This window comes from Pantoea sp. 9140 (assembly GCF_000745295.1).
Classification (GTDB): Bacteria; Pseudomonadota; Gammaproteobacteria; order Enterobacterales; family Enterobacteriaceae; genus Pantoea; species Pantoea vagans.
The window spans coordinates 1-23,507 of sequence record NZ_JQNO01000002.1 but is presented as its reverse complement, the minus strand read 5'-3'; the positions used below and the strand labels follow the sequence as shown (position 1 = coordinate 23,507).

Genomic DNA, 23,507 nt, shown 5'->3' with positions numbered 1-23,507 from the left:
AATGATATTAAAGGAATTCGCTCTTCACTCCAGGCCCGCCAGATAGCAGCCCGCCAGAATTAAAAGGCGCCTGAGCGCCTTCACTTCACACGCCTTTGCGATAAGGATCTTTAACCAATGCTACGGCAAGCGCGCCAGCCAATAACACGGCGGAAACCGCCAGCAGCGCCCACATAAACTCACCGCTTGACTGCCGGATGTAGCCAATAAGGGACGGCCCGACAAAACCGCCCAGATTTCCGACAGAGACAATCATTGCTAATCCGCCTGCGGCTGCGCGTCCTGTCAGAAAACCGGAAGGCAGCGCCCAGAATGAAGCCTGGAAAGCCAGAATGCCGCTTACGGTGAAACAGAGCGCAATCATCTTGATAACCGGTTGATCCACGATGGCACTCGACGCCAGTGCAACAGCAGCAATAACCAACCCCGCGCTGATCCACCGAATGCGGTTGCCGGATGCATTGGCCCGCTGTGCCCAGAGCAGCATCCCGACCGCGCCACAGATATAAGGTAACGCGGTCAGGAAACCGGTGGCGGTATGACTGACGCCCATCTGCTTAATGATCTGCGGCATCCAGAGGCCCACGCCGATAGAACCGACAATGCCGCAGAAGTTAATAAAGGCCAGCAGGTAAAGCAGGGGATTACGCAGCGCATCGCGCATGCTGGAACCGTGCGCCTTCTCAATTTTCTGCTGCTCATTCTCCAGTCGCCTGGTCAGCAATGTTTTTTCCGCATCAGTTAACCAGTTTGCCTTTGCCGGACGGTCAGTCAGATAGAACAGGCAGATAATGCCCAGGATAACCGCCGGGAAACCTTCCAGCACCAGCAACCACTGCCAGTTACGGATGTGCTCATGCCCGGTGATTTGCATCAACATCCCGGATAATGGCGCGCCGATGATATTCGCTACAGGGATACCCACTAAAAAGGCTGCCGTAATTTTTGCGCGCCAGGTTCCGGGAAACCAGTAGGTGAAGAACAGATAGATACCGGGTGTAAATCCGGCTTCGGCCACCCCCAGACAAAAACGGGCAAAGGCGAAGCTTGTGGGCCCGGTGACGAAGGCGGTCGCCATGGAGATGATTCCCCATGAGATCATGATGCGGGCGATCCAGATACGTGCGCCCACCTTTTGCATGATGAGGTTACTTGGCACCTCAAACAGGAAATAGCCAATAAAAAACATCCCGGCTCCGAACCCGAACTGCTCAGCTGTAATCCCCAGATCGGCATTCATGCCGAGAGCAGCGAAGCTGACGTTGGTGCGATCCAGATAACTCACAACATAACAGATGAAAATAAACGGCAGGATACGACGGAACGCTTTACTTACGGCCCGTTCACTTTGGTCAAAATCGATTTGATTCATTGCATCATGGGGTTCAGACCCGGCTTCCGTCTTAACAGGTGAGTCAGCGCTTACAGATTGCAGATTCATGGGTGCCTCCGCTGCGTTCAGAAACGCAGAATTATTCTCAAAGAAATTCGGTGGAAATAAAGGGCAATGGGTGACCGGGTGTTTTCATCGGGCAGGTAAGAATGCTGCCGCTGACCGATTCGGTAATAAAAAGCTGATGCAGGCTTTCACCACCAAAGCAGAGGTTGGTCGTGGAGCGCCCGGCGGGGCTGGTGAGAATTTCTGCGGGCTCAGCCAGATCGTTAAGCAGCCAGATGCGACCCAGACCAGGGTTGGCTATCAGCAACTCGCCATTGGCGTTCATAGCCAGTCCATCAGGGCCGCTGGGACCGTGTGAGGTAAAATACTGACTGACTTTGCTGACTGAACCATCACGCTGAAGCGGTACGCGCCAGATGGCATTGCCGCGCGTCATCGCGACGTAAAGTACTTTTTCGTCCGGGGACAGAACCAGTCCATTCGGGCTTGGGCAGTTATCCAGCAGCATATCCAGCCGTCCGTTCTGGCTCAGCCGGTAAACACGACCGGTGGGATCGTGTAGTCCTGTTTGCCCCTGGTCGGTGAAATAGAGGTTCCCCTGGCTGTCGGTGGTTAAATCGTTAACACCACGGAAACTCTCGCTATTACGGCGAGCCAGCCATGGCGACACGCTGTGGGTTTTGAGGCAGAGTTTCATGATCCCATGACGATAATCCGTAATCAAAAGCGTATCCGGATCGGCGAGTTTCATGCCATTAGGTTCGCCGTCATATTGCACGACGAGCGCCCAGTTGCCTGTCATATCAACCCGGAATATGCGGCCATAGGGAATATCGGTCAGATACAGACAGCCTGAAGGATGCCAGACCGGCCCTTCAAGGAACGAGTCGGTAAGCTGTCCCCCGCGATTCGCGACGGCCCAGACATTGTTGCTATCCGGTAAGCGAAAACGGTCAGGCAGGCGGGTAAAAACTGATGTCTGCCTGACCTCGGCCTGTGTCAGGTACATCATAAAATAGCGGCCCTTTCATCTGGTCCATTACTCACGTTCACCAGTGAAGGCATACTTCCTTTCATGCCATCGCCCGATAGTCCGAAAGAGCCATAAATTCTGCTTTTTTGGCCAGACTTATCAATAATTGCGACCTGATATTCTTTGTTATGACGGTCGTAATCAGTGCGTTTATGCATAACACAATAATTGTTTAAGGGTTTTTTATAAGCAGACATAGCAATTCTCACGTTTTGTTTTACTTGATACAACCATGTTGTACATGATGAAATTACTATATCTGCCTGCTTCATGAGGGTGCCAGTGTTGCGAGATTGTTTGTGATGTAAATTCGATGTGACTCACAATTCCGTGAAAGTGGTCCAGATGAAACGAGAAGGCGCAGTTTTGGAAAGCGAGACAGAAATATGCAATATAAGCCTGCGGCTTTGATTAACGACTTTAAGGCTGGATCACCTTTTGAATTAATCAAGGTTTCCAGCGTCGTGAGCTTAGCGGGGTTCAGTTTGATGAAAGCTTTAGCCTGCCGGGTCAAACGGAAATAATCTGCCAGAAGAATAACGTTATGCCTGTGGACTTAAGCCCACAGGCTCAATTGTTATCTCGTTAACAACGGTGGAATGGACGGGACTTCGGGCGCTTTATCAATATCACTTTGTGTCATACGAAATGCTTCAGGATAGTGTTCTCGCTCTGTTCTTCTTGCCGGCTCGGTATTACGCCAGGTATATAAACAGTGCTGACATTGATAAACAATCCATACGTCTTTCACTGGTGAGGTCGCCATGGTTTCAATGTGCTCATCAGCACAACGTGGACAGATCATAACTTCTCCTTAATGACGATTGCTTAACAGGGCTGTCAGTTTCTCAACCCAGGCGGCGGTTTCAGGCAGATCTTTGACCGGCTGGCTATAGTGGCCGCGATTATCCGGTGAGACGGGTGTCGTTGCATCTATCACCAGCTTATCGGTGATGCCTGCCGGGCTTGAACCGGGATCTAATTCCAGAACTGACATGTTTGGCAGTTGTACCAGATCACCCGCAGGGTTGACCTTAGAAGAGAGCGCCCACATCACCTGAGACAAATTAAAGGGATCAACGTCCTCATCGACCATGATGACCATCTTTACGTAGCCCAGGCCGTGTGGAGTTGTCATTGCACGCACGCCGACTGCACGGGCAAAACCGCCATAACGTTTTTTGGTTGAGATAATGGCTAACAGACCGTGTGTGTACATGGCGTTGACAGCCTGTACCTCAGGAAATTCAGCTTTCAGCTGCTGATACAATGGCACGCAGGTGGCTGGCCCAATCAGAAAGTCGATTTCAGTCCACGGCATACCAAGATAGAGTGACTCAAAAATGGGTTTGGTGCGGTATGAAACTTTATCAATGCGAACTACCGTCATATTACGGCCACCTGAGTAGTGGCCGGTGAACTCCCCAAAAGGACCTTCTATTTCGCGTTTACGCCCTTCGATTACCCCTTCAAGAATGACTTCCGAACCCCATGGAACATCGAAACCTGTGAGAGGTGCCTTTGCAATCGGATAAGGCTTTTCACGCAGAGCGCCTGCCATCTCATATTCAGACTGGTCGTATTTAAGTGGTGTGGCGCCCATCAGCGTAATGATGGGATCATTGCCCAGAGTAATGGCGACGGGCAGATCTTCGCCTCTCTCTTCGGCTTTATGCAGGTGCAGGGCGATGTCATGCATCGGGACGGGCTGTAGCCCAAGCTTACGCCTGCCTTTAACCTCCATGCGGTAAATGCCGACGTTTTGCTTACCGAAATGCTGAGGATCAAGCGGATCGCGTGACACAACGCACGCTTTATCCAGATAGAAGCCTCCATCACCGTCGTTAAGTCTAAAGAGCGGTAGAATGTCGAACAGATTGATCTCATCGCCATCCACCGTATTCTCGGACCAGGGAGCATTTTCACGTCTCTCAGGTGCTATGGGAAAGGTGTCCCAGCGCTGAATAAATGTCTCTATCTGCTGCCTGACGGGGGTATTCGGAGGAAGCCCCAGCGAAATGGCATGGTTTTGCCATGAGCCTATGGTGTTCATCACCACATGGGCATGACGAAAGCCTTTTATTCTTTTGAAAGAAAGTGCGGGCGCACCGTCACCGATCCTGCCGGTTGCATTTGCCGCAGCCGCGATATCAGGTTCAGGTAATACTTCCTCATCAATTTCAAGAAGCTGCCCCTGTTCATCCAGAGCCTTCAGAAAACTACGCAGGTCATCAAAAGCCATTTTTTTCTCCCTGATGATGGATATGTGAGGATTGTTTAATACCTTCCCAGCGACGAGCTCTCGGTGAGGCGAGGCCAAACTGATCGAGGACACGCGCTACCACGTGGTCAATCACGTCGTCGATCACTGCCGGGTGGTTATAAAAAGCGGGCATGGGCGGGATCATTGAAACGCCCAGGCGTGAAAGTGCGAGCATATTTTCAAGATGGATCGTGCTGAGTGGCGTTTCCCGGGGGACCAGAACCAGTTTTCTGCCTTCTTTGATCGTGACATCAGCGGCTCGACCGATCAGTCCTTCAGCGTAGCCAGACCGGATACCGGCTAATGACTTCATACTGCAGGGAATGATGATCATCCCGTCAGTATGAAAAGAGCCGGATGAAAGGGTCGCGGCCTGATCGGCGGGTCCGTGTACAAAGTCAGCCATATCCATAACTTCGCGTGCTGAATAGGGCGTTTCGAGTTCAACCGTGGTTTTTGCCCATTTGCTTAAAATCAGGTGGGTTTCAACGTCTTCGATCTCCTGCAGGATTTTGAGTAATGCGACGCCCAAAGGTGCACCGGTTGCGCCTGTCATGCCGATGATCAATCTCATAAGATGTACCTCAGTTATTGTTCGTATACGAACGAATTAAACCGTACACTTGCGACGGTCGCGGCGCAACAAGTTTATAGCGTGACTATTTCAAAGCTAATTATGCAGTATCCTGTGCCAATGATTTTTCATCTCTTAATGTTATGATTTAACATCGAGCGACCAGCAGCGGAGAAGAACGGGAATGAAAGGCGTATGAACAATGATTTAGGCAACCTGTTTTTTCATCTTTCCCGGCAGCTTCTTCAGGAACATACAGCTATGTGGCAGCAGAACCTGCCGGATCTCACTAAACAGCAGTTTGCAGTGCTGTGCGCAGTATCAGCCAAACCAGGCATTGAGCAGATGGAATTAATGGAAGCAGCGCTGAGTTCGAAGGCGACGCTGGCAGAATTGCTGGTTCGCATGGAAAAAAAAGCACTCATCAGGCGTGAGGAAGGCGAGAAAGACAGACGCCGGAGATTTATTACGTTAACTGCAGCGGGCGAAAAAATTTTGATCAAGGCGATGCCCCTCGCCGATAAAGTCGACTCGCATTTCCTTAATCGACTGGGGCAAAATCAGCAGAGTGAGCTGGTTTACCTGATGAAAACTTTGCTTAAGCAGAGCAATAAATAACCCCATTAAAATTTCTGAAGATACTACCGCTACAGGAGCGCTCCGCTCACATCGAAAAATATGATGCATCCGTTTGTGATCCGAGCCGGGACAGGAAATAACTGCACAATCTTCATTATTTACTGGTCTACTCAATACAAGAAGAGGATTCAGGAGAATGCGGGTGGTCAGGTTTTTGTGAGGTGGTATTACGGATATGGATTGCTTAGCGTTTAATTAAAAGTGAAAAGAAATTTTCATCTTTCTGTGTTTTATTTCAAAACTATCCGGCTACTCATTTTCTCAAAACAGTGCGGGGACTGGGAGATGCATGATTGCCATCCTGGACTAAAAACTGCATGGCTAACGGTTATTAAGCGGCTGGTTTTCAACGACCTGATCGATAACTGATGCTACAGCGAGAAATTGTTTTGCAGCGTTTTTACACTTCATCAGTCTCTTTTTACGCCATTTTTACGGGCCTCCCGGTTTAATTAACGGCACCGGGCGCTTGTGCGCCTCTTATTGGAAAGCCGTGAATGAAATGCATCAATAAGCCCTGGTCCATACCGGGCTGCCGCGAGGCGGCATTAGCCGATCTTGCTGAGCAGCAGCGCCTTCGCCTTATTTCGCCCCGCAAGTGGTTCCGGGATGCTATTGAGGCCAGTACCGATCCGTCACTGCTGAACTATCGTCTGATTGCGCAATGGCTGGGTACAACGATACCCGACAGCCGCGCGCTGATTCTGGCCCTCAACAACAGCCTCTGCTTCGGGCTTTATCGTAATGGCCGACAAATCGGTTTTGCGCGGGTTGTCACTGACATGGCTGAAACCTGGGTAATCCGGAATCTGTTTATCTCGCCGGAGTATCGCTTTGTCGGGCTTGGATCATGGCTGCTGCACTGCTGTCTTTCTCATCCTGGCGCCAGAGGCTGCCGCCGTATTATTGCCATGGGTGAACCCGTGCCGGATTTTTTTGAGCGTAACGGATTCATCGCCTTTCCCTCACTGCCTGGCGTCTGGGTGACGACTCTGCACGATGGGATTAATGATTCAATCTGCGCCAGAAGCGCCAGCAGGCATTAAGCGGACAGGGCGCGCATTCATGAGCGGTTTTCTCCAGTTTATCCTCCGACCTCAGCTTAACAGCCGCAGGCTGCCAGGCTTGATCGCCTGTCCACAGCCTTCAATCAGGGAACACACCATGTCAGGCCTTATCCTTGTTTCTCATAACCAATCGCAACGCTCGACGCTTACTGCAGTTTATGACGGGATACTCTCCCGGCTGGGCGGCTTCTGGATTAGCTGGAATGGTGAAAGCACGGTTATCTCTCAGGATGCGTCAAGAGCCTATGTTGCGAAGCAGCACGATCAGTATGAAACCGTGACCTTCCCCTATACGCCGGGCGAGCTTAATGAGGGATACCATAATTACATTCATAAAGGGCTCTGGCCTGTTTTCCACCAGCGTCCGGATATGGCCCGTTTTTCCACCAATGGCTTTCAGGAATATAAAAACATTAATAAAGCCTATGCGCGGGCCATCTGTGAAAATGCCACACCAGACGATGTTATCTGGATTCAGGATTATCACCTGCTGGGCTGTGCCCGCTATATCCGCGAAGAGGGCCTGCCCAATTCAGTCGGCATCTTTCTGCATCAGCCTTTCCCGGCTGGCAGAATGTTTGAAACCATACCCGAGTGGCGCTGGTTTACAGAGTCGCTGCTGTGTTGTGACCTGATTGGCTTTCAGACCGCGCAGGATATGAATAACTTCCTCGTCTGGCTGGAGAGCGGATTCCGGCTGGAGCGACTGGAAGCGGACAGCTTTCGTATTCATGGCCGGATCATCAACTTTGGTGTGTTCCCGGTCGGGATCGACCTCGACGACGTTGAGTCTCTGCGAGAGAGTAACAGCTGCGCCTTTATGGAAATTCAGTGTCGCGAAAGTCTGCCCGAAAATAGCGTGCTGAGCGGCGGTCATCTTGATGAGAGTTCAGGACTGCCTTATCGAATCAGCACGCTGGAGGTGCTGCTGCGGAGGCATGATTGTTACCAGAAAAATATCACGCTGTTGCAGCTTGCGCCGCCGGCAGCCGGACACGCACATGATGCGTTACAACTCGGTCACGCTCTGGAAGCGCTATGTGGAGAACTTAATGGTGTGCATGGCACCATGAACTGGTATCCGGTGAACTATCTGACTCACGCTTACAGCCGGGAAGAGCAGGCCGGTATCTATCGTGCCTCACGCGTTGCGCTGGTCACGCCGCTCATGGCGGGCATGAGCCTGATGGCCAAAATGTACGTCGCACTGCAGGACCCGAAAAATCCCGGGGTGCTAATCCTGTCGCAGTTTGCCGGTGCCGCCGGGCAGATGGACGGTGCCATCATCGTCAATCCTTATGATCCTGATGCTATGGCCAGTGCGGTCCATCGCGCCCTGCAGATGCCGTTACACGAACGGCGCTGTCTGCACGCCCGTCTGATGAAAGGCCTGCATATGCACAACAGCCATCACTGGGCTGCGTCATTTTTGCGGATGCTGAACAACGTGCCTGCTGACCCGGAAGCGTTGCCGCCGCAGGCGACTTTTCCACGACTGAGTAGTAGCCGCGCGAGATACTGAGTTGTCAGATTTCATAAAAACCGGCACTTCAGTAACCCGATCTTTGGACGTCAAAAAGTGAGCGTCACCGATGGCAGCCAAAAGGTGATGTCCTTAGATCGGTTCCTGAAATAAAAGTGACCTGTTTGTTAATCCGTTTCAGGCAAAGCTGCTCATCGCATTGCGATGCAGGAACGCCATTTTGCTCAGCGTTTTCAGGCGGACATCCCTGTCGCAGATTGCAAAGCAGGTGAAAGAGTCGCGTGATTTCAGACAATTTACGCGGTTACGACTTGACTGAACCGCCTCTGGCGCCAGGCCTGAAAGCGTGCTTTTTCGCACGCCAGGCGATGACAAACGCAACAGCCATAAAGGCCAGAAGCGCCCAGGGGATTGATTCAGCACCGGCATTATTGAGCAGCAGCCCGCCAGCGACGCCACCGCTGGCAATGGCCAGATTCCATGCGGTCGTTACCATCGCCTGAACGACATCGACATGATTGCCCGCCGAGTCGGCGGCGGCGGTCTGCATCTGGGTTGACGCGCCGCCAAACGACCATCCCCAGACGATGACGGCCAGAAACACAACGACCTGTTCCCGCATGCCTGCTGCAAGCACCCCAGAGACAACCGTCAGGGCCGCAAGGCTGAGCAGAACCAGATTGCGCAGATGGCGATCTACCAGCATTCCGGTAATCCAGATGCCGATAAGTGCCGCAATGCCAAAAACCAGCAGGATAAGCCCCACGTTTGCAGCCAGTCCCGACAGCTGCAGGAACGGGCCGATAAAGGTGTAAAGAATGTTGTGTGCCGTCATCCATAGAAAGATAACCGCCAGAATGGGTGTGACGCCGGGCATCAGGAAAACTTTCCACACAGGAAGGCGACGGCCAGTCTGTTGCCCCGGCAGGTCAGGCACCGCAATCCATGTCCAGATAAACAGAATCACGGCCAGGGCTGCCATAATCCCAAACGGCACTCTCCATCCCATCAGGCTGCCCAGCCATGCGCCTGCCGGTGTACCCAGTGAAAGAGCAACAGGAATACCCATCATAGCAATAGCCAGTGCGCGCCCCTGCAACGCAGCAGGAACGAGGCGGCGTGCATAGCCCGCCAGGATCCCCCATGCCAGTCCGGCTGCCACACCCGACATAAAACGGGCCGCCATCGTCAGCCAGTAACTGGATGACAGGGTGGTAATGGTGTTGAAAATCAAAAAAGTGCCGACGGCAAGCAGCAGCACTTTTTTACGCCACCATCCACTGGTCAGCACCGTTAACGGGATCGCCGCAAGCAGCGATCCCAGCGCATAAATACTGACCAGCTGGCCCGCCATCACCTGGGTAATACCCAGGCCTTCTCCGATTTCCGGAAGCAGACCTGCCGGCAGCGTCTCTGTCAGGATGGCAATAAAGCCTGTCATGGCAAAGGCCAGCAGGGAAGCCAGAGGCAGACCCCGCTGGATTGTGGTTTCACTGAATTCTGAAGTGGTGTGCACGTGAGCCTCTTTTAAATCATTGATAGCGTGAAAACCTTGTGGCAAAAGATTTTCTGATTAATGTATCGATTGGTATATATATGAAACTATAGACCGGCATAAGCCTTGTCAAGCACATATGTATCGATTAGTATTTATATCTGACATGTACAAACAGGAGCGGATATGGCTCAGATGGGACGTCCACGGACATTTGATCGTGATGAGGCCATTCGTCAGGCGATGACCCTTTTCTGGCAATATGGCTACGAGTCCACCTCGCTTGCCATGCTCAAGTCGAACCTTGGTAACGGCATTACTGCACCGAGTTTTTATGCAGCGTTTGGTTCAAAAGAGGCGCTGTTTGAAGAAGTAGTGGAATGCTATGCGTCGACTTACGGCCAGGTTAACGATTGCCTGTGGGATGACACGCCTGAACCTCGTGAAGCTGTCGAACTGGCATTGCGCCGTTCGGCAAAAATGCAGACAGAACCGGGACATCCCAGCGGCTGCCTGATTGCGTTGTCCGTAAATACCTGTTCACCCGCGAATGATCACATCCGTAAAATTCTGGCGGTGCAACGCGAACGGACAAGGGCGGGATTTTTGCGATGCGTCACAAGAGCGAAAGAGGCGGGACAGCTGGCTACCGATACAAACGTGCGGGCGCTGGCCATCACTCTCCACAGTTTTGAACTCGGCCTGTCAACGGAAGCCCGGGATGGGGCAAGCGGTAAAGAGCTGGATGCGGCGGTATCAGCCGTGATGAAAGTCTGGGATGCAAATATCCCTGATGCGAAGAATTGATGAGTAAGATCGTTTTCAGCACACAGCGCAAGTATTAAAGGTGCAGCGATGCAGATGCGTAAAGCCGATTGCCCTGACTATGGAAAAGCATCCTGATGACAATCAGATTTATCGCTGACGCCAAAACGTGGGCGAAAAACATTAAACGGGATGTACACGCGGTATGGCTTGCCGCCCGCGATCCCCGGACGCCGTTGCTGGCTAAAGTGCTGGCGTTGATTGTCGCTGCCTATGCCGTTTCCCCCATTGATTTGATCCCCGACTTCATTCCCATCATCGGCTACCTCGATGACCTGATCATCGTGCCATTGGGCATCATGCTGGTGGTGGGTCTTATTCCAGCAGAAGTCATGCGTGAGCATCGGGAAACCGCAGCGCAGGCCAGCAGACGTCCGGTCAGTCGCATAACGGCAGGCGTGTTTATCGTGATATGGGTGATGTGCGCCGTGCTACTGGTCAGGGCATTTATCTGAAGCGGAGTGAAGCAGGTAAAAGAGCATTAAAACAGGTTGAGATGTCTGGCAATAAGGCGCGGGGGTTAAAGCACGTGAAAATATCACCTGCGGCAGTGTAAGGCGGAAAAGACGGATATCTCTGAAAAGCAACGTTGAGGTGTAATGCGTGGATGCGTGCTGTCAGGCCTGTCACTGCATACTATAGCAAGCCCGCACCGCACGGGCTTTAGCCTGCTTTACAATCCCACCAGCGTAATATGTTTCTTCATCGTCAGGGCTTTATATAACGCGTTCGCCAGGTTGCCTGACGCTATTTCAGGATGAGCGCCGTCTGAATCGGTCCAGAACGATTTAATACGCAACAGGGTATTAATGCTGGTGACGCGCTCCATCTCCAGCACAGCCAGCACAGGGTAGCGCATTTCGCCGAGTTGCTCTGTTGTATCTGCTTCTATCACCGCGGCGCGGGACGCCTGACTGTCAAAGATAACGTGGCATCGTGCGCCGTTCAGATTGAGTATGTCGATAACTTCGTAAAGGCACTCAACAGCCTCTGCACTGTAGGTTGCGGGCACATTAAACATAGCAAATCCCTCTGACGCAAAATGTAGTGAGCAGCCAGCATAGGCGAACTCTAATGAGAGGAGAAGTTACTGTTTTTGCATGAGAAATGTAGAGTTCTAAGGTTACGATAACGCGCGTTACTTTTACTCTTATTTAGGGTGGCACTAAAGTTAAGCGAAGCGCAGGCGGGTCATGGCGGCAGGGCGCGGATTTGACTTAAAGAAACATTCTCACAGGGCCGGCTAACCGTTCCAGTGCGGAGTGTATTTATAGCAGCACACAGCGCGTCAGCTGCGTGCTTTCGTCATTTTACAGGATGAATATTAGGTTAAGTTTAAGATTTATCGCTGTGTTAAATCATAAACTTCTTATACCCACAGCGCTGAATGCTAAAGAAGTCATGAACTAAAAGCCTGATATGCTTCCGCCATTCACTGGATAATCTTCCGCATGAAAATGCTCAGTGGGTCTGCAAGGTAAGGGGGGAAAGGGTCACAAACCTCATATCCGCATCTGCGATAGAGTGCTATAGCAGGTTGTTGATGAATGCCCGTTTCCAGTCGTAACTGATGGCAACGATTCTCTCGCGCAAGCTGCTCCAGAGACCCGACGATAAGTTCTCCCAGCTTACGGCCTCTGAACTCAGGGCGGATATAAACGCGCTTAATTTCACCAAAGCCAGCTTCCTGAAAGAGCACAGCACCACAGCCCGCTGGAACACCTTCTTTATCTCTGACCATCAGACAACGGAGGTTTTCATCACTGACGGTTGATAAGTCCAGCGAATGATTACTCTCGGCGGGATAAAGTTCTGCTAAAAAAATATCGAGTTCATTCACCAGACAACCTAATTCAGAATCACTTTTGTTTACTTCCGAAATGTAAAACATTGATCACCCGTGATTTATCTTCCAGATTGTCAATCTATCACGACCTTTCAGTATTATTGAATGCCTTTGACTGAATCGTGCCCTGCAGGTTTTTGTTAAAATGTGCCAGCGCTATTCAGCCTCAAACCGCAGGCTTCGCTGTGCCAGCATGCTGACTCTGCGTTGCGTTCAGTTTGAGGCAGATTAGCCTGCATCAGCCTCAGTGTTTAAGCGGCATGGCCTGTCATAACGATCCAGTAAACTCCTAATAAACATCTAATAATTAACTGGTATAGTGACGCAAAAAAATAGTGACGGAAGTTTATCTATGCTGAAGAAATATCGGGGTTCGCAAATTCTTTTCCACTGGCTGACGGTCTTACTGATTATCGTCGCCTACGCTACCATCGAGCTGCGCTGGATGGCAGAGAAGGGAACCTGGCAGCGAAATGCGGTGATGATCACCCACTTTTCCGCAGGCTTCTGCGTCATGATCCTGATGATAGCCCGCCTCTGGCTGCGCACCCGTTCTGTAACGCCGCCTATTACGCCGCCCGTGGCGCGCTGGCAGACGGGTCTTTCACATCTGGTGCACACGCTGATTTATGCGCTGTTTGTGGTCTTACCGGTTCTCGGGTTGAGCTCGCGTTACCTGCGTGGAAAAGAGTGGGCCCTGTTTGGGATCAATATGCCTGTGGCGACATCGCCCGATCCCGCTACTGCCAGTATGCTGATTGACTGGCACGAAACGCTGGCCCCGCTCGGATACTGGTTAATTGGTCTGCATGCGCTGGCGGCGCTGTTCCATCACTATTTTATGAAAGATGACACGCTGCGCAGGATGATGCCGTAACTGCGTCTGCTGAAATCTCGGAGCGGGACGATCGTAAACGGTCCGGCACTCAGGTGTCGGATGAACAGGAATATTGAGGACAATCATGCTCTGGCTGATATCGAAATATGCCATCACGGCTTTTATGGTCGTGCTGATTTCAGAAGCGGCTAAGCGTAGCGATCGACTGGGCGGTTTACTTGCCGCCTTACCGCTGGTCACCGTGCTGGTGCTTATCTGGATGAAGGTGGAAGGGCAGACGCAGGAAAAAATCAGTGCTCATGCCTGGTACACCTTCTGGTATGTGGTGCCGACACTGCCCATGTTTATTCTGTTCCCCTTTCTCTATCAGCGCACCGGCTTCTGGCTGACGCTGCTCATCTCCTGCGCTATCACTATCCTGCTTTTCACACTCTGGGCGCTGCTTCTGAAACGCTTTGGTATCGTGCTGATGTAGCGCTATGCCGCTAAGGTAAGCACGACGACCTCATGAGAGTCGGCAATAAAAAAACCGCCTCGCCAGGCGGTTAAAATCATCTTACCCTCCACTACGCGGGCCGGACTCTGGCCTTCGTCGGATGCCCGTCACGCCCGTCATCATGGGTATGGTCCGGGTCAGGCTCGATGATAACAATATAATCTTTGCCAACTCCGTCGCGCGTTAATGTCACTAAATCGCCGGCAACGGGTTTGGAATCAAAATCATGTTCCTCTTCAACGCCCGTATCTTCGAATATCACACCGAATTTCATATTTCCGTCCTCTTTGTGATGAGCCGCGCCGTTAACCCGGTTTTATGCTGACGCTTACCTGATGAATTCTAGCCTGGACTGAAAATGCCACCTGGCTCAGTGGATTAGCGGGTTCCGATTTGGGATGTAATAACTGGCGGATGCCAGGAGACGCGCGGCCATCGGACGGTCGCATTAATCAATCATTAATGCCGATGGCTTGGCGCTTTTTCGCTGTGGCTAATTTGCCAGACTCTCTCTATGATGGATTTTTTCCCGGGTGATTATCGGGAGCGATCAATGACTTAGGGAAGAACCCTCGCGATGACCTTGTTAAATGACCTCGATTTACGTCAGCTGGAAGCTTTCTCGGCCGTAATTTCTGCGGGCAGCGTCACTGCGGCGGCCAAAGCGCTGAACCGCTCGCAGCCTGCCGTTTCCCGCCTGATTCAGGAATTAGAGCAGTCGCTGGGTTACCCGCTGTTTATTCGCAATGGCCCGCGTATTCATCCGTCAGAAGAGGCGTTGCAGCTGCATCAGTATGTGCAAAAAGCGCTGCTGTCATTGCAACAGATTCGCTTACGCGCGCAGGAGATCGCGCATCAGCAGCATCGCCCACTCAGCATTGCTGCGACGCCCGCGCTGGCTGCCGGTCTGTTGCCGCAGGCGCTGGCCGCGCTGAATCTCCAAAATAAAGTGCAAATCATCAGTGAATCCGCCGTACAGACAGCGCATGCGGTGATCACCGCAGAGGCTGACATCGGCTTATGCAGCTTGCCGCTGGAGCATCATGCGGTCGAGCTGCACTGGATTGGGCAGTCGCAGTGCGTGGTTGCGCTGCCCGAAGACGATGAGCTGGCGGCGAACAGTGAGCTATCGCTGAGCCAGCTGGCAGGCCGCCGTTTAATTGCACCCTGGAGTCCGCAGCGCTTACGTGGACGCTATGAAAAAGCGCTGAAAAAGGTCAAAGCACCGCTGCTGGAAACCATCGAGACCAACTCATCGGCGAATATTCTGGGCTGCGTGCGGGCCGGATTAGGCGTGGCGATCCTCGAGCCTGTCACGGGCTGGGGGATGCCGCTGGCCGGTGTCGCGATCCGCCCGATTCAGGAAGACATACCTTACTTTTTTGGCGTTATCACCCCCCAGGGCCGACAGATCTCCAGCGCCGCGCAGGCGCTGGTGGACGCGCTCGCGGAGGCCGCCGCGCAACTGTTACCCGGATTTGAACGTCTGGCAGCCAGTGAACATCCGCGAATTATGCGCATCATCAACCAGGAGTGATACCGGCATACAGGTCACCGTCACTCTTAAGAGAGATCCCCGTCAGTCTCGCTGGATTTTGTGAGCCAGGTATTAAGGCCCGACCGGACACGCCGCGATAAAAACCTTCATTTTCAACGCTTATAACGTATCTGGCATAAGATATAAGAAATCCATTGGTTAAACCCTGAGCACAATTCTTGACTCCGATCCGGGGCAGGAGGATTATGCGAAAACTTAGCTCTTACTATGCGTTTTGATGATTGTTAGCCGCCTATTATGTATTTAAAGGATAATAGGAAAGGCACGTTCACCGGCGCGTTTTAACCGTTTTCGCTCGCTCTCAGGCGATCGCTGACACCAGGGAAATTGCTCTATGACGTATGCCGCCAAAGGTCTTGCCGCGCTCGAAGCTCAGCTTCAGCAGGATCTGGAATTTCTGGAACTGCCCGCTAAATCATGGGTACCGGAACACACCTTCCAGACTGCGCCTGTGCGCGACGTAGTGGTGATTGGTGCGGGCATGTGCGGTCTGGCAGCGCTGGCGAAATTACAGCTCACCGGCATCAGCAATATCGTGGCCTATGACGCTGCACCCGCAGGGCTGGAAGGGCCGTGGATTACCTTTGCGCGCATGGAAACACTGCGCTCGCCGAAATCGCTGCACGGTCCGGCACTGGGTCTGGCACAACTGACCTTCCGTGCGTGGTTCACGGCGCAGTGGGGCAATGAAGCATGGCAGGCGCTGGACAAGATCCCGAAAGCGCAGTGGATGGATTACCTGATCTGGTATCGCCGGGTGCTGAATTTGCCGGTGCAGAACAACGTGCGTGTCAGCAATATCGCGCAGGCCGGAGATTTCATTGCGCTGGATCTGGACGGTGCCGAAACCGGACGTGTTTACACACGTCGTCTGGTACTGGCCACCGGACGTTCAGGGCTTGGCGGTTTTGCTGTACCGGATTTCCTGCAAGGCATTGACCGCCAGTTCTGGGCTCACTCCGCCGATGACATCGATTTTGCGGCATTGCAGGGCAAACGCGTTGCGGTGATTGGTGCCGGGGCCTCGTCGATGGATAACGCGGCGACCGCACTGGAGCAGGGCGCGAGCGCGGTAGATCTGCTGATTCGTCGTAAAGAGATGCCGCGAATTAACAAGATGACCGGCATCGGCAGCCAGGGCGTGGTGCACGGCATGCATCAGTTGCCGGATGCGTGGAAATGGAAATTTGTCGATTACACCGCCGCGACACAAACCCCGCCGCCGCGTTCCTCAACCCTGCGCGTGTCCCGTCATGATAATGCGCGTTTCTTCCTCGACTGCGGCATTAACGCCGTTAAGCAGGAAGCCGATGGCCTGCTGATCGAAACCACCCAGGGCGCACTGCGCTATGACTTCCTGATCGCCGCCACCGGCTTTACCAACGATTTTCACGGCCGCCCGGAGTTTGCTGCCATCGCGCCGCATATCCGTAGCTGGGCCGACGGTCGCTATCAGCCGGAGATGGGGCCTGCGCGTCACAGCCTGCTGGAAGCGCCGGATCTCGGCCCTTCTTTTGAGTTTCGCGAATTAACACCGGGTGCCTGCCCGATGCTGGCACACATCCACTGCTTTAACGATGCTGCGATGCTGACGCACGGCAAAGTCTCCGGCGACATTCCGGCAGTGAGCGCAGGTGCCGATCGTCTGGTGCGCGGCATTGCTGCCTCGCTGTTTGCTGAAGATGTCGATCAGCACTTCGCCAGCTTACAAGCCTTTGACACCCCTGAATTGCAGGGCGATGAATGGGTGGATTCAACCCCGCTACTAAAACAGGAGAACACGCTGTGAGCGACGCTATTGATCAGGCCGCCGGATTAACACCAGAAGAGGCGTTGTATCAGACACGTCGCCTGCGTCCCGAATTTGTGGAAGGCGCAGAAGCGTGCCGTCTGTCCGTGCTGACACCGGTAGATGAACAGGGTTTACCTGCGGATCTGCGCCTGGCGCTGGCCCGGCGCATGGCGGTACTGAACAGCGACGTGCCGCTGCAGCGCGATTATCAGGCACAACTGGCGGCGTTAAATCCGTCAGAAGCGCTGCTCGCACTCGCTGCGGGTGACGTTGTGAATGAAGAGCCACTGGCCACGCTTGCACGCCACACCGACCTGGTGACACAGCAACCGATTCAGGCGACCGAACAGCATATTCGTCTGCTGGAACAGGCCGGATTAACCAATCCGCAGATTGTTGCGCTCTCGGAACTGATTGCCTTTGTTAACTTCCAGACGCGCGTTGCGGCTGGCTTACGTCTGATGAGGTCCGCATGATTCCGTCGGTTAATCTCAAGCCACTGCACTGGCATCCCTACATCACGCCAGTGGATGTTGAACAGGCGACACCGGCGCAGCTTGATGCGATGAAAGTGACGCCGTCCAACAAGAAAATCTCAGAGTACGTCCGCACGCTGGTCCACGATCCGGAGAGCTATACCGCACGCACCGGATTGTTCAACGCCATTATGTACGTCGAAGGTGGCCTGGACCGTGCGGATCGTGAGCTGGGCGCGCTCGGTGCTTCAATCGTTAATGGCTGCCGCTACTGTGCGGTGGTGCATGCGCGCCGTCATGCCCAACTGGCTGACAGCGACACCGTGGTCAGTGCCATCTATTTCGATCGGGCGGATGTATTAGGGGAGCGCGACGCGGCTATCTATCACTTTGCAAATCGTTTGTCCGTCACGCCGTCGGAAGCCACGCCGGACGATGTCGCCGCGCTGCGCGCCGTTGGGATGAACGATCAGGAAATTATCGACCTGATTCATGCTATCGCCATTTTTGGCTGGGCCAACCGTCTGATGCATGTGCTCGGCCATGCTGACCTGAATAAATAAGGGCTGCACCGGATGTTAGAACTCAACAATATTACGCTCGCTTACGGCAGCAACCCGATTCTGAAAGGCGTCGATCTGTCGGTAAAGCGCGGCGATGTGGTATCGATTATCGGGCCAAGTGGCACCGGCAAAACCACGTTACTGCGCTGCATTAACTATCTGGCGAAGCCATCCGCGGGGACGATTCAGCTCGATCAGATTCGCATGGACTATCAGTCCCCCGACAAAGCTGCGATTCAGGCAATCCGTCTGCGTACTGCCATGGTATTTCAGCAGTTCAACGTGTTTAAGAACATGACGGTGCTGGAAAATGTGATGGATCCGCTGATCGTTATCCAGCGTAAAACTAAGCAGCAGGCGCGCGACATCGCCGTGCAGGAGCTGGAGCGCGTAGGACTGGGGGCAAAACGCGATCACTATCCGTCGCAGCTCTCTGGCGGCCAGTTACAGCGTACCGGTATCGCCCGTGCTCTGGCGGTGCGGCCGGATGTAATGCTGTTTGATGAACCGACCTCATCGCTCGATCCCGAGCTGGTGGGTGAAGTGCTTAAAGTGATTAAAGATGTGGCGTCATCCGGCATTACCTCGCTGCTGGTGACGCACGAAATGCAGTTCGCGAAAAGCATTTCGAATCGCATCGTGTTTATGGATCAGGGTGTGGTCGCGGCGCAAGGAACGCCTGCAGAGATGTTTGATAACCCGGCGCTGCCACGCCTTGCCCAGTTCCTCAACTCAGAAAAAGTATTCTAATAAATAAAGGAATCAGAGACATGCCTGCAATTAAAACTACATTACGTCGCCTGGCCGCGCCTGGCATCATCGCGCTGGCCCTGATCAGCGGTAACAGCTTTGCTGATGCCGTACGTACCATCAAAATCGCCACCGCAGCAGAATCAAAACCGCTGTCATGGGGCGCAATCGGCCATGAGCCGGAGGGCTACGAGCCGGATGTGCTGAAAGCCATCAACGCGAAACTGCCACAGTATAAATTTGTGATGGAAGGCGCGGCGGACATCGCTCAGGAAACCGGTCTGGTGACCGGCAAGTACGACATGGCGACGGGCGGATACTATAAAGCGCCTGCGCGCAGCAAACAGTTCCTGATCCCGGATGCACCGATGGGTGCCAGCCTGATGAAGATTTACAGCCGCAGCGACAGCAATATCAATGGCATGAAAGACCTGGTCGGTAAAAACATCGTGCCGGTAACCGCAGGCGGTGGCGTGTATAAGTTTGTCACCCAGTGGCAGCAGGAGAACCCGACTGACAAAATCACCATTAAAGCCTCCAGCGCAGGCGTACCTTACCCGGATCGTCTGAAAGAAGTGCAGAACGGTAAATATGACGCGCTGATCCTGCCTTCAAATCTGGGCGAGCAGACGGTCATCGACAACCAGAAGCTGGCGATCAAAGCCAGTGAGCCGGTGGCGATTAACAACACCTATGTGCTGATCCACCGCTCTGCTGAAAACCAGGCACTGAATGATGACATCGCAAAAACCCTCAAAGAGCTTAAGGCGGACGGTACGCTGGATAAGCTGGCGCAGAAGTGGTTTGGCGAAGACGTTACGAAGTACATGAAGTAACAGATTCACTGCGCCCGGCGCTGAACCGGGCGCATGCTGTCCTTTTTAGCAGGAGTGTTTCACCGTGAATCTATCCTCCATGATTCCAGAACTGCTGTCGGCGCTGCCTCTGACGCTCGGCATCATGTTTGTGGCGATGATTGTCGGGTTCTTTCTGGCGCTCATCGCGACGTTTTTCCGCGTGCGCCGTATTCCCGTGATCAGCCAGCTGGCCGATCTCTACGTTTCCTATGCGCGCAGCGTGCCCGTAGTGCTGCAGCTGTTTGTCGCCTTTTACGGTATGCCACTGATTACCGATAACTTTGGCTTCAGCGACTTCTTCACGGCCAACGTGGCGGCGATGATTGGTCTGAGCCTGTATCACGGCGGTTATCTGTCTGAAGTGATGCGCCCGGCGTACCTGGCGGTTGAGCGGGGTCAGCACGACGCCACCAACAGCCTGGGCTACAGCTTCCGCCAGAAAATGCTGCGCGTTATCGGCCCACAGGCGGTGCACTTTGCGCTGCCGGGTTACGGCAATGCCATTATCTATCTGATTCATAACGTGGCGCTGGTGATGTATATCGGGGCGGCCGATGTGATGGCGACCGCGCACCTGATCATGGAGCGCGATTACAACCAGTATCAGTTCGGCACCTATCTGGTGCTGGCCGTGCTCTATTCACTGCTGTGCGGTGTGGCGTGGCTGGTTATCCGCTTCTTTGAACAACGTCATGCGAAGTACAGCTCTAAGTCTGCGCCACGCGTGAAGTTCACCACCAGCGTCTGAGTGAGGAAGAAAAACCATGTTTGATGCTGAGGTTTTGCTGCCGGACTTCTGGAGCATTCTGGATGCCGTGCCGGTGACGCTGTTGATGGCGGTAACGGTGTTTATCTGTTCGACACTGTTGGGCGGCCTGTTCGCGTTTATTGAGCATCGCCGCATTCCGGTGCTGCGCCAGTTGGTAATCACTTACAAAATCGCCTTTAAAGGCGTGCCGATGGTGGTGGTGATTTTCCTCGCCTATTACGGCCTGCCACCGGCGCTGCACTTTGTTGCCACGCTGATTGGCGTTGAGGTTAATGCCCATTCACTGCCGAACTGGGTGATCATCATTGTCGCGCTGAGCGCCTGTGTCGCAGCTTTCCAGGCTGAAGTGTGGAAAGGGGCGCTGAATTCGTTCGACAGCGGTCAATCGGATGCCGCCCTGTCACTCGGCTACAGCGGGGGTCAGCTGTTTCGTCGGGTCATGTTCCCGCAGATTATCGTGGCGGCGATCCCCGATCTGGCGAATGCCTTTATGGTGATCATGAAAGCCCTGTCACTGGCGTTTGCCATTGAAGTGGTGGATATCTTTGCCCAGGCACAATTAACGGCGGCACTGAACTTCTACTACCTCGAAGCCTTCCTGATTGCAGTGGTGTTCTACATGGTGATTGCTTATGTGGTTACTAAGATTGCCGACAGGATTGAGGCTGCGCTGCGCGTGCGCACCTGAATGATCAGGGCATTGTCATGAATGGGCCGTTCCATGTGACTTTTGCCGATCGATTCAGGATCAGCTGAACGATCCCGTCCCTCTATAAGAATCCGGCAAAGTCCTGTTGCCGGATTTTTTATGCCGCTCACTCAGGCTACTGGGTGACCCAGGAATAGTAGCCTGCGCGTTGTTACAGACGATGGACTGATTAAAGATGACCGATGAGAAACTCAGGCTCATAAAAAACAGGGAAATTTACCGATCTGGCAATAAAACAGACTTTGTGAATTTCATGATGAATAGCCATTGCTGAGTCGGGATCACTACCCGCTGCTAAGGTGATTTCAGGTCTCAGAATTGCCGAAACAAAGCGACCCGCGCCGCCTGGTAAAATTTCACCTGTCGCTATCGGTGAATCTTCATATTTCATAACCGTGATCCCGGCATCTGACGCAAGATGCAGATACCAGAGCATGTGACAGGCAGAAAGAGAGGAGATCAGGAGGTCTTCTGGATTCATTTTAGTGGCATCGCCACCCAGTAACGGATCATTGGAGCAGTGGATAATGTCTTTGCCGGTTATAGCGATGTCCCATGTCCTCGCATAGGCCTTATAGCCTGATGTGCCCGTACCCAGGTTACCGGTCCAGGATATACGCGATGTATAATGATGTTCCATGTTCCGCCTCTCTTATTGATGATAAAAATGGACTCTCTGGATGAGGTGTTTCAGGAAAGCGAGTCAGTTCATACCTGTAAGCCAGGTTTACTCAATGCATGACTGTGTTGCTGACGTCAGCGATAACGCAGCGCTGCAATGACTTCCGCCAGCGCCGGTGCCTGCTGATGTCGGCTGGCATAATAAAGATGATATCCCGGAAACTGCGGCCACCAGGGTTCAAGCACCGGAATAAGCTTACCCGATGTAATATGCGGCTGTGCCAGATCCAGCGGGATATAAGCAAATCCCAGACCGTCCAGGGCCGCCTGCATCATAAGATAGGTGTTGTTAAAAACGGTCTGACCCGTCACCCGCACCGTTATCGGTTTCCCTTCCTGTTCAAAATCCCAGGCGTAGAGCCCTCCGTGTGTCGGAAGCCTCAGGTTGATGCACTGATGTGCCGTTAAATCAGCGGGCACCGCAGGCAAGGGTCTTCCCTGCAGGTATTCCGGTGAAGCCACCACAGCCATGTAAAAGTCCGGGCCAATCCTCACGGCGATCATGTCTTTATCGACGATATCACCCAGCCGGACGCCGGCATCAAACTGCTGCGCCACAATATCCGTCAGCGAATAATCGACACTCAGTTCTATCTGGATGTCCGGAAAGCGTTTCAGCAAAGGCTGTAGCCGGGGCCAGAGGATGGAATCGATAGCGTGATCGTGCGCGGTGATGCGTACGGTTCCTGCCGGCTTCTCACTCAGGGCGCGCAGAGCCACCAGCTCGCTGTCGAGTGTGCTCAGCATCGGCTGCAGGGTGCTAAACAGGCGTACCCCAGCCTGTGTAAGCGACACGCTGCGCGTGGTGCGCGTCAGCAGTCTGACTCCCAGCCGTGCTTCCAGCGCCGTTATGGCATGACTCAGCCCGGAGCGTGACATGCCAAGCTGAGCGGCCGCTCGGGTAAAGTTTTTCTCCCGCGCCACGATCGTGAAAGCGCGAAGGTCGTTCAGATTTTCAGCTGTCATTGTTGCATACCATGCACATAAGCATTCAGATTTACCTGGCTTATCAACCAATCCAGCCAGGCCTACACTTAAAAAGTGCCGGGTGTGATGGCCGCACCCGGCTTTTCCCGTTCTGAAAAACGGAGCCTGCATGAAGAGACTTGCCGTTGCTGCAGTGTTCCTGGCACTGTCTGTTTCAGTCACCTACGCAAAGGAGATCACCCCGATGATTACGATTATGCAAAGCGGAGCAAAACCCTCCGTCAAAGGTTCGTCAGACTATTTCACCGGAACGGTTCGTATCGATTCACCCTTTCAGGGCACTGAGCCTGCGCGTATCGGCGGGGCTACCGTGACGTTCGAGCCTTCTGCCCGCACGGCCTGGCATACGCATCCGCTGGGTCAGACGCTGATCGTGACGGCTGGCGCTGGCCTGGTGCAGGAGTGGG

The 23,507-nt window shown here is 53.3% G+C and carries 27 protein-coding genes and 1 pseudogene; 16 read left to right on the top strand and 12 right to left on the bottom strand.

Going from position 1 to position 23,507, the window contains the following annotated elements; all coding sequences use genetic code 11:
* Positions 1 to 85: 85 nt before the first annotated feature.
* From FA92_RS19425 to FA92_RS19405, 6 genes are all read right to left on the bottom strand, one after another.
* Positions 86 to 1,441 carry an MFS transporter gene (locus FA92_RS19425; RefSeq protein WP_033784776.1) on the bottom strand — a complete coding sequence of 452 codons (1,356 nt, stop codon included), beginning with the start codon at positions 1,439 to 1,441 and terminating at the stop codon, positions 86 to 88.
* Between the two features lie 37 nt (positions 1,442 to 1,478).
* Positions 1,479 to 2,411: an SMP-30/gluconolactonase/LRE family protein gene (locus FA92_RS19420; protein WP_033784775.1), complete on the bottom strand. Its 933-nt coding sequence runs from the start codon at positions 2,409 to 2,411 to the stop codon at positions 1,479 to 1,481.
* Positions 2,408 to 2,704, bottom strand: a complete 297-nt coding sequence (locus FA92_RS19415) for a hypothetical protein (protein ID WP_156105727.1) — start codon at positions 2,702 to 2,704, stop codon at positions 2,408 to 2,410. Before FA92_RS19415 ends, FA92_RS19420 begins: the two co-directional genes overlap by 4 nt.
* A 305-nt stretch (positions 2,705 to 3,009) precedes the next feature.
* Positions 3,010 to 3,237 carry a non-oxidative hydroxyarylic acid decarboxylases subunit D gene (locus FA92_RS22845; RefSeq protein WP_072009006.1) on the bottom strand — a complete coding sequence of 76 codons (228 nt, stop codon included), beginning with the start codon at positions 3,235 to 3,237 and terminating at the stop codon, positions 3,010 to 3,012.
* A 9-nt stretch (positions 3,238 to 3,246) separates the two neighbouring features.
* Positions 3,247 to 4,674, bottom strand: a complete 1,428-nt coding sequence (locus FA92_RS19410; RefSeq protein WP_033784772.1) for a non-oxidative hydroxyarylic acid decarboxylases subunit C — start codon at positions 4,672 to 4,674, stop codon at positions 3,247 to 3,249.
* The gene (locus FA92_RS19405; RefSeq protein WP_033784770.1) at positions 4,664 to 5,269 is read right to left on the bottom strand and encodes a non-oxidative hydroxyarylic acid decarboxylases subunit B; all 606 of its coding nucleotides are present in this window, start codon (positions 5,267 to 5,269) and stop codon (positions 4,664 to 4,666) included. Before FA92_RS19405 ends, FA92_RS19410 begins: the two co-directional genes overlap by 11 nt.
* 195 nt (positions 5,270 to 5,464) lie before the next feature.
* Here FA92_RS19405 and FA92_RS19400 point away from each other — a divergent pair, with 195 nt between their 5' ends.
* From FA92_RS19400 to FA92_RS19390, 3 genes are all read left to right on the top strand, one after another.
* A complete protein-coding gene (locus FA92_RS19400) occupies positions 5,465 to 5,887 on the top strand; it encodes a MarR family transcriptional regulator (RefSeq protein WP_033784769.1) in 423 nt (140 codons plus the stop codon).
* 518 nt (positions 5,888 to 6,405) lie between these two features.
* Positions 6,406 to 6,954 carry a GNAT family N-acetyltransferase gene (locus tag FA92_RS19395; protein WP_033784768.1) on the top strand — a complete coding sequence of 183 codons (549 nt, stop codon included), beginning with the start codon at positions 6,406 to 6,408 and terminating at the stop codon, positions 6,952 to 6,954.
* A gap of 118 nt (positions 6,955 to 7,072) precedes the next feature.
* Positions 7,073 to 8,497: a trehalose-6-phosphate synthase gene (locus FA92_RS19390; RefSeq protein ID WP_033784767.1), complete on the top strand. Its 1,425-nt coding sequence runs from the start codon at positions 7,073 to 7,075 to the stop codon at positions 8,495 to 8,497.
* Positions 8,498 to 8,762: 265 nt separating this feature from the next.
* Here the strand turns inward: FA92_RS19390 and FA92_RS19385 are convergent, their stop codons facing one another.
* On the bottom strand, positions 8,763 to 9,974 hold the full coding sequence (locus FA92_RS19385; RefSeq protein WP_033785152.1) for an MFS transporter: 1,212 nt from the start codon (positions 9,972 to 9,974) through the stop codon (positions 8,763 to 8,765).
* 165 nt (positions 9,975 to 10,139) lie between these two features.
* Here FA92_RS19385 and FA92_RS19380 point away from each other — a divergent pair, with 165 nt between their 5' ends.
* Together FA92_RS19380 and FA92_RS19375 are read left to right on the top strand one after the other, a co-directional pair.
* Entirely contained in the window at positions 10,140 to 10,760 is a 621-nt protein-coding gene (locus FA92_RS19380) for a TetR/AcrR family transcriptional regulator (RefSeq protein ID WP_033784765.1), read from the top strand.
* Between the two features lie 95 nt (positions 10,761 to 10,855).
* A complete protein-coding gene (locus tag FA92_RS19375; protein ID WP_033784762.1) occupies positions 10,856 to 11,233 on the top strand; it encodes a YkvA family protein in 378 nt (125 codons plus the stop codon).
* 218 nt (positions 11,234 to 11,451) lie between these two features.
* On the opposite strand, the gene FA92_RS19370 is transcribed toward FA92_RS19375, so the two are convergent.
* Together FA92_RS19370 and FA92_RS19365 are read right to left on the bottom strand one after the other, a co-directional pair.
* Positions 11,452 to 11,799 carry a hypothetical protein gene (locus FA92_RS19370; RefSeq protein WP_013196359.1) on the bottom strand — a complete coding sequence of 116 codons (348 nt, stop codon included), beginning with the start codon at positions 11,797 to 11,799 and terminating at the stop codon, positions 11,452 to 11,454.
* Between the two features lie 411 nt (positions 11,800 to 12,210).
* Complete coding sequence (locus FA92_RS19365) at positions 12,211 to 12,669, bottom strand: GNAT family N-acetyltransferase (RefSeq protein ID WP_033784759.1); 459 nt, start codon at positions 12,667 to 12,669, stop codon at positions 12,211 to 12,213.
* A 307-nt stretch (positions 12,670 to 12,976) separates the two neighbouring features.
* Here FA92_RS19365 and cybB point away from each other — a divergent pair, with 307 nt between their 5' ends.
* Positions 12,977 to 13,501 (top strand): cytochrome b561, encoded by a 525-nt coding sequence (cybB, locus tag FA92_RS19360; protein ID WP_033784755.1) that lies wholly within the window; start codon positions 12,977 to 12,979, stop codon positions 13,499 to 13,501.
* 85 nt (positions 13,502 to 13,586) lie between these two features.
* Positions 13,587 to 13,937 carry a DUF3147 family protein gene (locus tag FA92_RS19355; RefSeq protein WP_013196356.1) on the top strand — a complete coding sequence of 117 codons (351 nt, stop codon included), beginning with the start codon at positions 13,587 to 13,589 and terminating at the stop codon, positions 13,935 to 13,937.
* Between the two features lie 91 nt (positions 13,938 to 14,028).
* Here FA92_RS19355 and FA92_RS19350 read toward each other — a convergent pair whose 3' ends face one another.
* Complete coding sequence (locus FA92_RS19350) at positions 14,029 to 14,232, bottom strand: hypothetical protein (protein ID WP_013196355.1); 204 nt, start codon at positions 14,230 to 14,232, stop codon at positions 14,029 to 14,031.
* Positions 14,233 to 14,535: 303 nt separating this feature from the next.
* On the opposite strand from FA92_RS19350, the gene FA92_RS19345 reads away from it, so the two are divergent.
* The 8 genes from FA92_RS19345 (at position 14,536) to FA92_RS19310 (ending at position 21,411) form a co-directional block, all read left to right on the top strand.
* A complete protein-coding gene (locus FA92_RS19345; protein WP_033784754.1) occupies positions 14,536 to 15,495 on the top strand; it encodes a LysR family transcriptional regulator in 960 nt (319 codons plus the stop codon).
* Between the two features lie 355 nt (positions 15,496 to 15,850).
* Positions 15,851 to 17,305 carry an NAD(P)/FAD-dependent oxidoreductase gene (locus FA92_RS19340; protein WP_033784753.1) on the top strand — a complete coding sequence of 485 codons (1,455 nt, stop codon included), beginning with the start codon at positions 15,851 to 15,853 and terminating at the stop codon, positions 17,303 to 17,305.
* Positions 17,302 to 17,784: a hypothetical protein gene (locus tag FA92_RS19335; RefSeq protein ID WP_033784752.1), complete on the top strand. Its 483-nt coding sequence runs from the start codon at positions 17,302 to 17,304 to the stop codon at positions 17,782 to 17,784. Before FA92_RS19340 ends, FA92_RS19335 begins: the two co-directional genes overlap by 4 nt.
* Entirely contained in the window at positions 17,781 to 18,347 is a 567-nt protein-coding gene (locus tag FA92_RS19330; RefSeq protein ID WP_033784751.1) for a peroxidase-related enzyme, read from the top strand. Before FA92_RS19335 ends, FA92_RS19330 begins: the two co-directional genes overlap by 4 nt.
* Before the next feature lie 12 nt (positions 18,348 to 18,359).
* A complete protein-coding gene (locus FA92_RS19325) occupies positions 18,360 to 19,097 on the top strand; it encodes an amino acid ABC transporter ATP-binding protein (RefSeq protein WP_013196350.1) in 738 nt (245 codons plus the stop codon).
* Between the two features lie 20 nt (positions 19,098 to 19,117).
* Positions 19,118 to 19,933 carry a transporter substrate-binding domain-containing protein gene (locus tag FA92_RS19320; RefSeq protein WP_033784750.1) on the top strand — a complete coding sequence of 272 codons (816 nt, stop codon included), beginning with the start codon at positions 19,118 to 19,120 and terminating at the stop codon, positions 19,931 to 19,933.
* 79 nt (positions 19,934 to 20,012) lie between these two features.
* A complete protein-coding gene (locus FA92_RS19315) occupies positions 20,013 to 20,702 on the top strand; it encodes an amino acid ABC transporter permease (protein WP_197061524.1) in 690 nt (229 codons plus the stop codon).
* A gap of 16 nt (positions 20,703 to 20,718) precedes the next feature.
* Positions 20,719 to 21,411, top strand: a complete 693-nt coding sequence (locus FA92_RS19310) for an amino acid ABC transporter permease (protein ID WP_013196347.1) — start codon at positions 20,719 to 20,721, stop codon at positions 21,409 to 21,411.
* Positions 21,412 to 21,601: 190 nt separating this feature from the next.
* On the opposite strand, the gene FA92_RS19305 is transcribed toward FA92_RS19310, so the two are convergent.
* Entirely contained in the window at positions 21,602 to 22,072 is a 471-nt protein-coding gene (locus FA92_RS19305; protein ID WP_033784746.1) for an OsmC family protein, read from the bottom strand.
* 116 nt (positions 22,073 to 22,188) lie between these two features.
* Complete coding sequence (locus FA92_RS19300; RefSeq protein ID WP_033784744.1) at positions 22,189 to 23,079, bottom strand: LysR family transcriptional regulator; 891 nt, start codon at positions 23,077 to 23,079, stop codon at positions 22,189 to 22,191.
* Between the two features lie 130 nt (positions 23,080 to 23,209).
* Between FA92_RS19300 and FA92_RS19295 the strand changes: the two are divergent.
* Positions 23,210 to 23,507 (top strand): annotated as a pseudogene (locus FA92_RS19295) (cupin domain-containing protein); the annotation flags it as partial.

Coding starts and splice junctions, on each gene's coding strand:
- FA92_RS19425 (WP_033784776.1), bottom strand. CDS start 1,441: ATGAATCTGCAATCTGTAAGCGCTGACTCACCTGTTAAGACGGAAGCC.
- FA92_RS19420 (WP_033784775.1), bottom strand. CDS start 2,411: ATGATGTACCTGACACAGGCCGAGGTCAGGCAGACATCAGTTTTTACC.
- FA92_RS19415 (WP_156105727.1), bottom strand. CDS start 2,704: ATGAAGCAGGCAGATATAGTAATTTCATCATGTACAACATGGTTGTAT.
- FA92_RS22845 (WP_072009006.1), bottom strand. CDS start 3,237: ATGATCTGTCCACGTTGTGCTGATGAGCACATTGAAACCATGGCGACC.
- FA92_RS19410 (WP_033784772.1), bottom strand. CDS start 4,674: ATGGCTTTTGATGACCTGCGTAGTTTTCTGAAGGCTCTGGATGAACAG.
- FA92_RS19405 (WP_033784770.1), bottom strand. CDS start 5,269: ATGAGATTGATCATCGGCATGACAGGCGCAACCGGTGCACCTTTGGGC.
- FA92_RS19400 (WP_033784769.1), top strand. CDS start 5,465: ATGAACAATGATTTAGGCAACCTGTTTTTTCATCTTTCCCGGCAGCTT.
- FA92_RS19395 (WP_033784768.1), top strand. CDS start 6,406: ATGAAATGCATCAATAAGCCCTGGTCCATACCGGGCTGCCGCGAGGCG.
- FA92_RS19390 (WP_033784767.1), top strand. CDS start 7,073: ATGTCAGGCCTTATCCTTGTTTCTCATAACCAATCGCAACGCTCGACG.
- FA92_RS19380 (WP_033784765.1), top strand. CDS start 10,140: ATGGCTCAGATGGGACGTCCACGGACATTTGATCGTGATGAGGCCATT.
- FA92_RS19375 (WP_033784762.1), top strand. CDS start 10,856: ATGACAATCAGATTTATCGCTGACGCCAAAACGTGGGCGAAAAACATT.
- FA92_RS19370 (WP_013196359.1), bottom strand. CDS start 11,799: ATGTTTAATGTGCCCGCAACCTACAGTGCAGAGGCTGTTGAGTGCCTT.
- FA92_RS19365 (WP_033784759.1), bottom strand. CDS start 12,669: ATGTTTTACATTTCGGAAGTAAACAAAAGTGATTCTGAATTAGGTTGT.
- cybB (WP_033784755.1), top strand. CDS start 12,977: ATGCTGAAGAAATATCGGGGTTCGCAAATTCTTTTCCACTGGCTGACG.
- FA92_RS19355 (WP_013196356.1), top strand. CDS start 13,587: ATGCTCTGGCTGATATCGAAATATGCCATCACGGCTTTTATGGTCGTG.
- FA92_RS19350 (WP_013196355.1), bottom strand. CDS start 14,232: ATGAAATTCGGTGTGATATTCGAAGATACGGGCGTTGAAGAGGAACAT.
- FA92_RS19345 (WP_033784754.1), top strand. CDS start 14,536: ATGACCTTGTTAAATGACCTCGATTTACGTCAGCTGGAAGCTTTCTCG.
- FA92_RS19340 (WP_033784753.1), top strand. CDS start 15,851: ATGACGTATGCCGCCAAAGGTCTTGCCGCGCTCGAAGCTCAGCTTCAG.
- FA92_RS19330 (WP_033784751.1), top strand. CDS start 17,781: ATGATTCCGTCGGTTAATCTCAAGCCACTGCACTGGCATCCCTACATC.
- FA92_RS19325 (WP_013196350.1), top strand. CDS start 18,360: ATGTTAGAACTCAACAATATTACGCTCGCTTACGGCAGCAACCCGATT.
- FA92_RS19320 (WP_033784750.1), top strand. CDS start 19,118: ATGCCTGCAATTAAAACTACATTACGTCGCCTGGCCGCGCCTGGCATC.
- FA92_RS19315 (WP_197061524.1), top strand. CDS start 20,013: ATGATTCCAGAACTGCTGTCGGCGCTGCCTCTGACGCTCGGCATCATG.
- FA92_RS19310 (WP_013196347.1), top strand. CDS start 20,719: ATGTTTGATGCTGAGGTTTTGCTGCCGGACTTCTGGAGCATTCTGGAT.
- FA92_RS19305 (WP_033784746.1), bottom strand. CDS start 22,072: ATGGAACATCATTATACATCGCGTATATCCTGGACCGGTAACCTGGGT.
- FA92_RS19300 (WP_033784744.1), bottom strand. CDS start 23,079: ATGACAGCTGAAAATCTGAACGACCTTCGCGCTTTCACGATCGTGGCG.